The organism is Streptomyces rimosus subsp. rimosus (assembly GCF_000720725.1).
GTDB lineage: Bacteria > Actinomycetota > Actinomycetes > Streptomycetales > Streptomycetaceae > Streptomyces > Streptomyces rimosus_A.
Window position 1 is genome coordinate 25,718 of the sequence record NZ_JOCQ01000047.1, and the last position, 12,162, is coordinate 37,879.

The window sequence follows — 12,162 nt, forward strand, 5'->3', positions numbered from 1 at the left end:
ACAGGCCCCATTGATCAGTGAAATAGCCAGATCATGATGCGTTGATCGGTGCTGGCTATCAGTCGCGCGGAGAGAAGGGTGACGGGGGTGACGGACGGGCCGGGCTGGGGGTGAGGTGTTCCGAGGTGGGCAGGCTCGTGCACAACAATGCCGGATCGGTCGAAAAGGGACGGGAATCCGGGGAATCCACCGGCTATCTCCGAAACGATGTTCCCCGGATCGTGCACCTCGCCAAAGCTTCGCCCCATCACGGGCCATGAGACGTACAATCACCCGCATGGCACAGAAGATCGTCACTATTTACACGGATGACCTCACCGGGGAAGAATCCTCGGAGGTCGCCACGCACTCTCTCGCGGTCGACGGTATTGCTTACGAGGTCGACCTCGCGCCGGACAGCTACGACAAGCTGCTGGAGGCGATCGGCCCGTTCCTGAAGGCCGGCCGCCGTACCGGTCGTATGAAGACGAGTGCCGGGGCGCGCAAGAGCGGCTCCGCGTCGGGTTCGGGCGAGACCGCGAAGATCCGCGCCTGGGCCAAGGAGAACGGCTATGAGGTGAACGAGCGCGGTCGCGTGTCGGCCGAAATCCGTGAGGCGTACCAGAACGCCAACAAGTAGGACCTCGCGGCATCGGCGACGATGCCGCGGCCGTGGCCCCTTTCGCTGCTGTCCGGGGCGCGGCCTGTTGAAAGGTGCTGGTGGCAGCCGGTGCGCCGGGGAATCGGCGACGGCTGCCGCCGCCCGAATTGCGGTTGATTGCGGCCGTGGGAAATCCGGCACCGTACGTTTCGTGAACGGTACCTACCGGGAGGTCCGTTTTCGCGACGGCCCGGTTACGAGGTGCTCGTGTGGCGCGTGGGCTGCCGCACCCGCAAAATGCGCGCCGCCCGTGTGCGGAGAATCCGGCCCGCGACGGCCGGGCGCCAATCCCGGAGCCGACGAGCGGACGAGCCGAAGAGCCGGTGAGTCGACGATCCGGCGACCCGGCGGCAGAACGGCGGAATAGGGCGACGGAGAATCCCGGCCACCGGAATGCGCGGTCCGCGGCCGTCCCGGTGGACGCCCGCGGGCGGCGGCCCCGAAACCCGGCCCAAACCCGGCGGCCCGAACCCGGCCGCGAAACCGGCCCCGAAACCGGCTCCGAAACCGGCCGGTAACCCGCCGTGGCAATTGCCCGGCGGCCCGCCCGCCGGAACCCGCCCCGGAAATCTCCGAGCCGTGGCGCGTGCCCGGACGCCATTAGACTGGACGGTCCTGATCGGAGGTGGCTATCGGTGGCGTCCCCCACGCATGCCGGGACCCGGCCGCGGCAGCCCAGTCTGGCGCAGCTGCGGGCCTTTGTCGCGGTGGCCGAACACCTGCACTTCCGCGAGGCCGCGGCCGAGATCGGCATGAGCCAGCCCGCGCTGTCCGGCGCCGTGTCCGCGCTGGAGGAGGCCCTCGGTGTACAGCTGCTGGAGCGGACCACCCGCAAGGTGCTGCTCTCGCCGGCCGGGGAGCGGGTCGCGGCCCGGGCCCGTACGGTCCTGGAAGCGGTCGGTGACCTCATGGAGGAGGCGGAGGCGGCCCGCGCGCCGTTCACCGGCGTGCTGCGGCTCGGGGTGATCCCGACCGTCGCCCCGTACCTGCTCCCGACCGTGCTGCGGCTGGTCCACGACCGGTACCCGGACCTGGATCTCCAGGTCCACGAGGAGCAGACCGGCTCGCTGCTGGACGGCCTCCAGCAGGGCCGGCTGGACCTGCTGCTGCTCGCGGTCCCGCTGGGCGCCCCGACGGTCACCGAACTGCCGCTCTTCGACGAGGACTTCGTCCTGGTCGCGCCCCAGGACCACTGGCTGGGCGGGCGCGGCGACATCCCGCGCGAGGCCCTCAAGGACATGGACCTGCTGCTGCTGGACGAAGGCCACTGCCTGCGCGATCAGGCGCTGGACATCTGCCGGGAGGCGGGCCGCGAGGACGGCGCTCCGGTGACGACCAGCGCGGCCGGACTGTCCACCCTGGTGCAGCTGGTCGCGGGCGGCCTGGGCGTCACACTCCTGCCGCGCACCGCGCTGCGCGTCGAGACCGCCCGCAACGACCAGCTGACGACCGGCTATTTCGCCGACCCGGCGCCCTCCCGCCGGATCGCCCTGGCGATGCGGTCCGGCGCGGCACGCCAGAGCGAGTTCGAGGAGTTCGCGGCGGCGCTGCGCGAGGCGATGCGGGGCCTTCCGGTGCGGATCGTGGAGTGAGGGTGGGGAGTGAGGGGCGCGGCTCCGTCCGTACGGGCCGCTGTTGCACCCGTACGTGACGGACCCGCGCGCCCCCACTCCGGCACCCCCTATTCCGTACGCAGCCCGTCCGGCCGCATCAGCCGCCACAGCAGCGGCAGGCTGAGCGCGGTCACCGCGAGGATCACCGCCCCGGCTGAACCGGTGAGGGCGGCGATCCCGAACCAGTCCGGCAGCACCGGCTTGCCGACCAGGTGCAGCAGCAGGAGACCGAGGCCCAGACCGCAGCCGACCGCCAGCGCCAGCCCGAGGACGACGGGGACGGCGGTCTGCCACAGCACCGACCGGCCGAGCGTGCCGCGCGGCGTGCCGAAGGCATCGAGTGCGGACAACAGCCGCCTGCGCTCCCGGAGTTGTTCCAGTACGGAGATGAGCAGCCCGGCGCCGATGACGCAGAGCACGCCCACCGCGCCTGCTTGGAGCGCTGAGCTGACGGTGTCGTACACGCTGTCTGATCCCAGGCCGGCCCCCGGCGCCGTCACGTGCAGCAGTGGATCGATCCGCGCCGCTGTGTTGCGTACGTGCTCGACCGCGTCCGGGCGGCCCGGGTCGAGATGGACCTCGGCCTCGGCGACCGGGGACCGCAGCAGCGCGGGGTCCAGGGCGCCGGGGGTGGCCAGGATCTTGGTGCTGCCGAGGGAGAAGAAGTTGGCGCGCGGGGAGACGGTGCGTGCGGTGGGCGGAAGCGTCCAGACGGCAGGGTGGCGGACGGCGTTCGAGCCGTAGCCCGGGGAGACGGCCAGCCGGGTGCCGGGAGCGGGGAGCCGTGGTGCTTCGGGGTCAGGTCCGGTGGGGTCCTCCGGAGCCCCGCTGCCCCGGCTGAGGAACACGTCTCCGTCGGCGCACCGGTCGATCCGGGCCAGCCTGCGCAGTGCGTCGCAGTCGCCGACGGCCAGCGAGTAGGGCTCCGGGTCGGTCGCTTCCGCCAAGCCGGGCTTGCCGGACGGCACCGGCCCCGCGCCGTCGAACAGCACACCGTGGGCGTCCCGCACGCCGGTGGTGTCCCGCAGCCGCTGGAACATGCCGGGGGACGGGCTATCGAGCCGCTGCCCGTGCCAGGAGGCGACCTGCACCTGGTTTCTGTCGGACGGCCGGTGCGGAAGGGGCACGTCGGTGGACTGTACGCCCGCCAGCAGCAGTTGCACCGCGACGGCTCCGGCGACCGCCACGGTGATGCCGCTGACCGAGCGCGCCGCCGCGGTCGTGCTCAGCTGGAGCCGCCGTACGGCCAGTTGCCAGGACGGTATGCCGCCCCCGCCGAACCGGGAGACCACCGCGTCCAGCAGCCACGGCAGCACCGCCGCCACCCCCAGCAGGAGCAGCGAGGTGCCCACGACCACCTGGGCACCGGCCTTGTTGCCCACCAGCGCCGCGTCGCCGAACGCCATCGGCCACAGCAGCGCGGTGCCCGCGGCGGGCAGCAGCAGCCGCCACCACAGACGGCGCCGGACCGCCGGTGCGGAGCGGGTCACGCCGAGCGGTTCGACCGTGACCCGGCGCATCGTGAACAGGGCGACGCCGACCGAACAGACCGGCACGGCGAGGGCGACGAGGGTGGCCAGCCGGGCGTCCGGTACCACGTCGGAAGGGAAGATCCCGAGGTTCAGCATCTGTATCCGCGCGATCGGGTAGCGGGCCGCGAGGAAGAGGGCGGTGCCGGTGAGCAGGCCGAGCAGTGATCCGGCCAGGGCCTCGCCGGCCGCGATCCGCCGGGTCGTGGCGCGGTCGGTGCCCACCAGCCGCAGCGCCGCCAGCCGCCGGTCCCGGCGCTCTGCGCCGAACCGCACGGCCACCGCGATGAAGACGGCCACCGGAGAGAGCAGCGCGGCGCACCCGACGAGGACGGCCAGCAGCAACTCCGGTTGCTTGGAGGTTTCTCCGGACTCATGTGCGTGGAAGCCGCTGCCGAAGGCGTGCACCCGGGTGACGCCGGCACCGATGTCGGTGAGCCGGTCCGTGCCCTGGTAGTACGCCAGTTCGCCCGGCCCGGCCAGCCCTTCGTCCTCGATCTTCCCCACGACGCGGATGCCGTGGAAGCGGTCGCGCAGCAGCGTGCCGTCCGGGGAGGCCAGCAGCGCGGCGAGGGCCGGTGAGGCCACCATCTCGCCGGGCCGCGGCAGGCGGGCCACGCCGGGCGGCACGGCGGGCCGTTCGCCGTCGGGCTGCACCAGCCGGCCGCGGACGGGCTGCTCGCGATAGGGGGCGTGGGTCTCGGCGACCAGCAGCGAGTGGGCGTCGGGACGGGCGTCCTCGGTCAGCCGGTCGGAGCGGGCGTTGTCGCGTGCGACCGCCGCGCCCACCACGTGCGGGACGGCCGCGGCCGCCAGCAGAACCGCGACCCCCAGCCCCACGCCGAGCGCGGTCAGTGCCGTACGGACCCAGCCCTCCCGGCCCCCGCCGACCGCGAACCGTACGCCCATGGCGAGGTCACGGCACCAGCGCCGGACCAGGTGCCGTCGGGACTTCTCCACCTGCGTTCACTCCGTCCGTAGGCCGTCCGGCCGCATCATCCGCCACAGCGGCGGCAGGCTGACCACCGTCACCAGCAGGATCACCGCCGCCCCTGCGCCCGCCATGCCCGCCACCACCGGCCAGTCCACGAACACCGCACTGTCGATCAGCGACAGCAGCAGGATGCCCAGCGCCAGCCCGCCGCCGACGGCGAGCAGCAGGCCCAGCACGACGGGGATCGCGGTCTGCCACAGGACCGACCAGCCGAGCGTGGTGCGGCGGGTGCCGAACGCGTCCAGCACCGACAGCAGGCGCCGGTGCTCGTACAGCTGCTCCACGGTGGAGACCACCAGGCCCGCGCCGATCAGCAGCAGGGTGACCACCGCGCCGATGAACAGGCCGGCGCGCAGGCTGTCGTACTGCCCGTCGTGCCGGTTCTCGGCCCGTGCGACCACGCCCAGCGTCGGGTTGATCCGCATGGCGGTGGTACGGATGTGCTCCACCGCATCCGGCGTGCGCGGGTCGTAGCGGACGCTCAGGTTCATGAGGGGCTGGTGCATCCGGCCGACGTCCACCGCGGACGGGGTGATCAGAATGCTGTGGACGGGCAGACCGTCGTCGTCGGCCTTCGCCCGGACGGCGCGCGCCGTGGCGGGCAGCGTCCACGGCTGCGGCGGGCGGACGGGGCCGATGCCCTCGGGCGGATCGAGGTTGAGCCGGGCGCCCGGCCGTACGAAGGCGCGGTCCTCCAGGTTGTCGGTGAAGAAGACATCGCCGTCCCGGCAGGAGCCGAGGTCGGCGATCCGGGCCAGTCGGTCGCAGTCGCCGACGGTGGCGTACACACTGTCCGCCACCCGGAAGTCGCTGCCGTCCATGTACCGGCCACGGTCGTCGGCCGCCGCGACGGCCGAGTCGATCGTGCCGCCTGCGGTACGGACCCCCTCGGTGCCGCGCAGCAGCGTGAGCGCGTGCCGGACCTGTGCCCAGCCGTCGGTCCGCCCGGTCATCTCGACCACCGGGCTGCTACGGGCGTGGGCCCCGGCGAAACCGGCCTGCATGCCGGTGAAGGTCATGTGGACGGCGATGGCCCCGGCGACCGCGACGGTGATGCCGGCGACCGCGCGGGTGGCGGCGCCGCTGTTCAGCTGGAGGCGGCGGGTGGCCAGCTGCCAGGGCACCGGGCCGCCGCGCAGCCGCCGGACCACCGCGTCGACCAGCCACGGCAGCAGCGCCGTGACGCCGAGCAGCAGCAGCGTCGCGCCGGTGGCCAGCCAGACCGTGTTGAGCGGGCTGTCCGCCCGGCCGACGTCCCGCGAGACCGTCAGCAGCAGCCCGGCGCCGGTCAGCGGCACCAGCGGCCGCCACCACAGGCGCCGCCGCACGGGCGGCCGGTTACGGATGACGCCCAGCGGCTCGACCGTCACCCCGCGCTGCGCGAACAGCGTCACCAGCACGGCCGCGGCCGGCACCAGCACCGCGACCAGCGCGGCCAGCAGCGGGTCCGGCACGATGTCCGACGGGAAGACGTTGATGTCCCACAGCGTCACCACCGAGGCCAGCTGCCGCCCGCCGAGGAAGAACCCGGCGCCCAGCACCAGCCCGGCCAGTGAGCCGAGCAGCGCCTCGCCGGCGGCGATCCGGCGGGTCGTGCGGACGTCCGCGCCGACCAGGCGCAGCGCGGCGAGCCGCTGTTCGCGGCGCTCGTTGCCGAACCGTACGGACGTGCCGATGAACACCACGACCGGCGTCAGCAGCGCCACGCACGTCATGATGACCAGCACCACCGCCGGGGCCCGCATCGGGCGCTGGACGAACTCCATCCCGAAGTGGTCGATGCGGCTGCCGCCGAGCCGTTCGGTCAGCGCGGAACTGCCCGCGAGGTAGGTCAGTTCGGCCGGTCCTTGCAGCCCGTCGTCGCCGATGGTGCCCACCACTCGGTACGGGAGCCGTTCGCGCAGCGCCCTGCCGTCGGACGAGTCCAGCAGCGCCTTGAGGGCGGGGGAGACCAGCATGGTTCCCGGGCGCGGGAGTTCGGCGACGCCCGGCGGCTTCGGCGGGTGGGCGCCGTCGGGCCGTACCAGCCGGCCGCGGATGTCCTGGTGGTGGAAGCGGGTGTCGGCACGGGCGTACAGCAGCGTGTTGTCGGCGGGCCGCGGCGGGTGCTCCTGCCCCAGGCTCTCGCGCGCCTTCTCCCGGCCGTGCCAGGAGTCGAGCAGGGAGGGCACGGATGCGCCGAGGAACAGGACGGCGACGCCGAGACCCACGCCGACGGCGGTCAGAGCCGTACGGATCCAGCCTTCGCGGCCGCCGCTCGCGGCGAAGCGCAGGCCCATCACGAGGTCGCGGAGCCAGGCGGCGGGGCCCGCGGGCGGGGAGCCGGGCAGGGCCGGGAGCGCGGGTCCGGCGGCTTCGCGGGACGGGGCGCCGCGTCCGGCGGGTCCGCCGTTGGTACGGGGGCCGAGCAACGTCATCCGGAGGCGCTGCCGATCGGGGCGCTGCCGGGAGCGGAGGGCGGGTGGGCGTCGGACGGGCTCATAGCAGGCCCGCCAGCATGTCCTTCACCTTGCCGTCGCGGACGACGATCTCGCGGTCGGAGTAGGCGGCGACCCGGGCCTCGTGGGTGACCAGCACGACGGCCGCGTTGGTGTCGCGGGCCGCGTCGGTCAGCAGCGTCATCACGCGTTCGCCGTTGAGCGAGTCCAGCGCGCCGGTGGGCTCGTCGGCGAAGATCACGCGGGGGCGGGCGGCGAGCGCGCGGGCGACCGCGACCCGCTGGCCCTGGCCGCCGGAGACCTCGCCGGGCCGGCTGCCCGCGGTGTCCTCGACCTCCAGGCGTTCCAGCCACTCGCGGGCGTGCCGCTGCGCTTCCTTGCGCTTGACGCCGTTCAGGCGCAGCGGCAGTGCCACGTTCTCCAGGCAGGTCAGCTCGGGGACCAGCTGGCCGAACTGGAAGACGAAGCCGAAGTCGGAGCGCCGCAGCGCGCTGCGCTGCGCGTCGTTCATCCCCGTCACGTCGTGGTCGCCGTAGCGGACCGTGCCGGAGTCCGGCAGGACGATGCCCGCCAGGCAGTGCAGCAGGGTCGATTTGCCGGAGCCGGAGGGGCCCAGGACGGCGACGACCTCGCCCGGGTGGATGGAGAAGTCCACCCCGTCCAGCGCGGTGGTCCGTCCGAACGCCTTGTGCAGCCCCTCGGCGGCCAGCAGCGAGCCCGCGGGCGTCACGAGCCGATCACCGCGGCCAGCTTGTCCAGGCGCGCGGCCGTCAGCTCCAGCCAGCGCAGATCGGCCTCCAGGTGGAACAGGGCGTGGTCGCAGATGAGCTGGTCGGCGAGGTCGCCCTTGCGCTTGCGCTCGGTCAGGCCGCGCATCAGCCGCAGGTGCTCGGTGCGCTGGGTGTCCAGCAGCTCGGCGGCGTCCCGGCCGGTGAGGAGGGCCAGCACCACCTTCGTGTACAGCGTCGACTGGAGGTACGGCTCGGGCTTCTCGGGCCGGGCCAGCCACTGGGCTACGTCGGTGACGCCGGCGTCCGTGATGGCGTAGCGCTTGCGCTCGGGACCCGCGCCCGCCTCGACGCCGTCCACCTCGACGAGGCCGTTCTTCAACAGCCGGGACATGGTCGAGTAGACCTGTCCGTAGTGCAGCGGACGGTCGTGGCCGAAGTGCTCGTCGAACGCCCGCTTCAGGTCGTAGCCATGGCGGGGGCCGGACTCCAGGAGGCCCAGCAGCGTATGACCGATTGACATGCCGACCACCTTACTTCGTCGCTACAGCCGTGGTGTATACGCGTCGTGCATAGCGCTGCCGGGCCCCGGTGTCCAGGGGCCCGGCAGCGCTCCGGTCACTCCGAACGCAGCCCGTCCGCCCGCATCATCCGCCACAGCGGTGGCATGCTGAGCAGCGTCACGAGCAGCACCAGACCGGCGCCGAACAGCGGCAGCGGCCAGACCACCGACCACGCGATGCCGCTCTTGCCCGTCAGGCCCAGCAGCACCCGGCCGAGACCGAGGCCGCCGGCCACCGCGAGCGCCAGGCCGAGGGCCATCGGGACGGCCGTCTGCCACAGCACGGACCAGGCGAGCGTGCCGCGCCGGGTGCCGAAGGCCACCAGGACCGACAGCAGGCGGCGGCGTTCGCGCAGCTGCTCCAGGGTGGTGACCAGCATGCTGGCGGCGATCAGCGTCATGGTCGCCACGGACGCGATCAGCAGGCCGTTGCGGACGCTGACGAAGCGCCGGTCGTCGCTGGTGTCCATGAGCTGGAAGGCGTTGGCCGTCACGTCGAAGCGGGCCGCGGTGTTGCGGGCGTACTCGGCGGCGTCCGGGACGGACGGGTCGAGCCGCACCATGGCCCGCGCCGTGGGGTCGGCGAGCTTCTTGACGTCGACCGCGCCCGTGGTGGCGAACAGGCCGGTGTTCTGTTCGCCGGTCGGGTCGGGCCGGGCGTCGACGGGGCGGATCGTCCGGGGCAGGGTCCACGTGCTGGGGCGGCCCAGGACATTGCCCTTGTCGTCGAAGTCGTTGAGCAGTGCCCGGGCGCCGGGGCGTGCGATCTTGGGCAGGTCCTCGTCCACGTAGGAGCCGGGGCCGCCCTTGATCTGGAAGACGTCGCCGTCCTTGCACGGGCCCGGCCGGGCGATCTCCTGGAGGGTCTCGCAACTGCCGACCGTGAGCGAGGTGCTCAGCGGGAATCCGTCCTCGTTGCGCTCCTGGCCGGCGGAGAGGATCCGCGAGCTGATGGTGGCGATGACACCGCTGACGCCCTTGGTGTCCTTGAACGCGTCGATCATCTTCTCCGTGGTGGCGCCGTCCCGGGCCGGCAGCATCACCTGGAGCTGCGCCCGGGACGTGTCCTGCCCGGTGGGCTTGGTGAAGTCGTCGCCGACGGCGGTGAACAGCATCTGCAACGCGATGGCGCCGGCCACCGCGACCGTGATGCCGCTGACCGCGCGCGCCGCGCTGCTGCTGCTCAGCTGGAGCCGGCGGGCGGCCAGCTGCCAGGGGACCGGGCCGCCCGTGAAGCGCGCCACGACCGCCTCCACCAGCCAGGGCAGCAGCATGGTCAGGCCGAGCAGCGTCAGGACCGCGCCGGCGCCGATCAGGTACGTGTTGACGGAGCCGGTCTTCCTGTCGACGGTGCCGAACGCCGCCAGCAGCGCCAGCCCGATGACCGGGATCGGCAGCCGCCACCACAGCCGCCGCCGGCGCGGCACCGCGCTGCGGACGACGCCCAGCGGCTCGATGGCGATGCCGCGCAGCGCGAAGAGCGTGACGGCGACGGCCGACGCCGGCACGGCCAGCAGGATCAGGACGGCCAGGGCGGGGACCGGCGACAGGTCGGTGGGGAAGGCGTTGAGGCTGCTGATGTCGACCGCGCCGATGAACTGCCGGCCGAACAGGAACAGTCCGGCGCCGACGATCAGCCCGAACAGCGAGCCGAGCAGGGCCTCACCGGCGGCGATCCGGCGCGCCATGTGGTTGTCGGCGCCCACCAGGCGCAGCGCGGCCAGCCGCCGGTCGCGGCGCTCGCCGCCGAAGCGGACGGCGGTGGCGATGAAGATGGCCACCGGCATCAGCAGGACGACACAGCCCACCAGGATCAGGACCAGCAGGACGGGGTCCATGTCGGGGGACTGGATCCGCCATCCGTAGGCGGTGGCGCGGTTGGTGCCGCTGTCCTTCAGGGAGAGCTTGTCGCTGCCCGCGTAGTAGTAGTGCTCGCTGGGGCCGATGAGGCCCGCTTGGCCGATGGTGCCGACCACGCGGTACGGGAGCCGGTCGTGCAGCAGCTTGCCGTCCGGGGATTCCAGGAGCTTCTTCAGGGCGGGGGAGACGACCGCCTCGCCCGGCCCGGGCACCTTGTCCACGCCGGGCGGCAGCACGGGGTGGCCACCCTCCGGACGCAGCAGGATGCCGTCCACGCTCTCGCCCCGGAACTGGGAACCCACGCGGTGGAAGAGGAAGGAGCTGTCGGAGCGCGGTGCCTTCTGCTCCCCGAATTCGATGGTGCGCGCGTTGCTGCGCTCGGAGCGGTTGTTCAGCAGGCTCGGTACGGAGGAGGCGCCCAGCAGCAGCGCCACGCCGAGGCCGACGCCGACGGCGGTCAGCGCCGTACGGGTCCAGCCCTCGCGGCCGCTGCCGACGGCGAAGCGCATGCCCATGACGAGGTCGCGGAACCAGACGGCGAGCCCGGTCGGGGCCTTGCCGGAGGGTTCCCGCTGGTCCGTGGGTCCGGGGCGGTGGTCGACGGCGGTCATGCCAGCCCCGCCATTTCCCGCGCCTGGCCGTCGCGGACGACGACCTCGCGGTCGGAGTAGGCGGCGACCCGCGCCTCGTGGGTGACCAGCACGACGGCCGCGTTGGTGCCCCGCGCGGCCTCCGTCAGCAGCGTCATCACGCGTTCGCCGTTGAGCGAGTCCAGCGCGCCGGTGGGCTCGTCGGCGAAGATCACGCGGGGCCGGGCGGCGAGCGCGCGGGCGACCGCGACCCGCTGGCCCTGGCCGCCGGAGACCTCGCCGGGCCGCTTGGCCCGCACCTCGCCGACCTCCAGCCGCTCCAGCCACTCCAGCGAGCGCTCCTCGGCCTCCTTGCGCTTGACGCCGTTCAGGCGCAGCGGCAGCGCCACGTTCTCCAGGCAGGTCAGCTCGGGGACCAGCTGGCCGAACTGGAAGACGAAGCCGAAGTCGGAGCGCCGCAGCGCGCTGCGCTGCGCGTCGGACATCTGGCTCAGGTCGCGCGAGCCGTAGAGCACGCTGCCGGAGTCCGGGCGGATGATCCCGGCCAGGCAGTGCAGCAGGGTCGACTTGCCGGAGCCCGACGGGCCCATGACGGCGACGACCTCGCCCGGGTGGATGGAGAAGTCCGCGCCGTCGAGCGCGGGGGTCGAGCCGTACGCCTTGTGCAGCGCACGGGCCGTGAGCAGGGAACCGGCCGGGGTCATACGAGGGCCTCCGGAAGTGCGGACAGGGGCGGTCCGGGCGGCAGCGGCCGACGCCGCTGCCGGGGCGCGCCGAAGCGGTACCGGATACGGCGCACGGCGCTCCGAGGGACCTGCCCCAATGGACAGGGCACACACTACATGGTGTGTATACCCACGGTGTATAGCCGGGGAAAAGGAAGCCGGGAACCCCGCCCGCGTACGGGCCGGACTCCCGGCATCCCGGTCTCAGTCGTGCGTTCCGGCGTCCTCCGGGCCCGGCGGCTCCGCCGACTTCGGCGGCCGTCCCCGCCGGGGCGGGCCGCCCGCGCCCTTCGGCAGCCGGCCGGCGTCCGCCAGCGCCTTCCGCAGCAGGAACTCGACCTGTGCGTTGGCGCTGCGCAGCTCGTCGTCGGCCCAGCGGGCGAGTGCGTCGTGCACCAGCGGGTCGAGCCGCAGCAGCATCTGCTTGCGCCGCTGCGCCGCCCGCCGCTTCGGTGCCTGCCCGCCGTCCCCGGGCCCGGTGGG

Annotated in this window: 9 protein-coding genes; 2 read left to right on the top strand and 7 right to left on the bottom strand. The window is 73.4% G+C overall.

Annotated elements, in window-relative coordinates; translation table 11 throughout:
- The first annotated feature begins 277 nt into the window (after positions 1-277).
- Both IH45_RS0123745 and IH45_RS0123750 read left to right on the top strand, forming a co-directional pair.
- Entirely contained in the window at positions 278-619 is a 342-nt protein-coding gene (locus IH45_RS0123745; protein ID WP_003982743.1) for a histone-like nucleoid-structuring protein Lsr2, read from the top strand.
- Between the two features lie 656 nt (positions 620-1,275).
- The gene (locus IH45_RS0123750; protein WP_078897737.1) at positions 1,276-2,232 is read left to right on the top strand and encodes a LysR substrate-binding domain-containing protein; all 957 of its coding nucleotides are present in this window, start codon (positions 1,276-1,278) and stop codon (positions 2,230-2,232) included.
- An 89-nt stretch (positions 2,233-2,321) separates the two neighbouring features.
- Here the strand turns inward: IH45_RS0123750 and IH45_RS0123755 are convergent, their stop codons facing one another.
- The 7 genes from IH45_RS0123755 to IH45_RS0123785 all read right to left on the bottom strand — a co-directional run bounded on the left by IH45_RS0123755 (position 2,322) and on the right by IH45_RS0123785 (position 12,099).
- Positions 2,322-4,742 carry an FtsX-like permease family protein gene (locus tag IH45_RS0123755; protein ID WP_030671935.1) on the bottom strand — a complete coding sequence of 807 codons (2,421 nt, stop codon included), beginning with the start codon at positions 4,740-4,742 and terminating at the stop codon, positions 2,322-2,324.
- A 6-nt stretch (positions 4,743-4,748) separates the two neighbouring features.
- Positions 4,749-7,193 (bottom strand): ABC transporter permease, encoded by a 2,445-nt coding sequence (locus IH45_RS0123760; protein WP_030671937.1) that lies wholly within the window; start codon positions 7,191-7,193, stop codon positions 4,749-4,751.
- Positions 7,194-7,254: 61 nt separating this feature from the next.
- Complete coding sequence (locus IH45_RS0123765) at positions 7,255-7,944, bottom strand: ABC transporter ATP-binding protein (RefSeq protein ID WP_030671939.1); 690 nt, start codon at positions 7,942-7,944, stop codon at positions 7,255-7,257.
- Positions 7,941-8,465, bottom strand: a complete 525-nt coding sequence (locus tag IH45_RS0123770) for a PadR family transcriptional regulator (RefSeq protein ID WP_003982738.1) — start codon at positions 8,463-8,465, stop codon at positions 7,941-7,943. Before IH45_RS0123770 ends, IH45_RS0123765 begins: the two co-directional genes overlap by 4 nt.
- Positions 8,466-8,560: 95 nt before the next feature.
- Positions 8,561-10,975, bottom strand: a complete 2,415-nt coding sequence (locus IH45_RS0123775; RefSeq protein WP_030671942.1) for an ABC transporter permease — start codon at positions 10,973-10,975, stop codon at positions 8,561-8,563.
- Positions 10,972-11,658, bottom strand: coding sequence for an ABC transporter ATP-binding protein (locus IH45_RS0123780; RefSeq protein WP_030671943.1), 687 nt, complete (start codon positions 11,656-11,658; stop codon positions 10,972-10,974). The genes IH45_RS0123775 and IH45_RS0123780 overlap by 4 nt, the downstream gene beginning before the upstream one ends.
- A 225-nt stretch (positions 11,659-11,883) precedes the next feature.
- Complete coding sequence (locus IH45_RS0123785) at positions 11,884-12,099, bottom strand: type II toxin-antitoxin system antitoxin (protein WP_394298700.1); 216 nt, start codon at positions 12,097-12,099, stop codon at positions 11,884-11,886.
- Positions 12,100-12,162: the final 63 nt, after the last annotated feature.

Excerpts from the sequence above, each read along its gene's own strand:
- IH45_RS0123775 (WP_030671942.1), bottom strand. The coding sequence starts at position 10,975 with ATGACCGCCGTCGACCACCGCCCCGGACCCACGGACCAGCGGGAACCC.
- IH45_RS0123780 (WP_030671943.1), bottom strand. The coding sequence starts at position 11,658 with ATGACCCCGGCCGGTTCCCTGCTCACGGCCCGTGCGCTGCACAAGGCG.
- IH45_RS0123770 (WP_003982738.1), bottom strand. The coding sequence starts at position 8,465 with ATGTCAATCGGTCATACGCTGCTGGGCCTCCTGGAGTCCGGCCCCCGC.
- IH45_RS0123785 (WP_394298700.1), bottom strand. The coding sequence starts at position 12,099 with ATGCTGCTGCGGCTCGACCCGCTGGTGCACGACGCACTCGCCCGCTGG.
- IH45_RS0123745 (WP_003982743.1), top strand. The coding sequence starts at position 278 with ATGGCACAGAAGATCGTCACTATTTACACGGATGACCTCACCGGGGAA.
- IH45_RS0123760 (WP_030671937.1), bottom strand. The coding sequence starts at position 7,193 with ATGACGTTGCTCGGCCCCCGTACCAACGGCGGACCCGCCGGACGCGGC.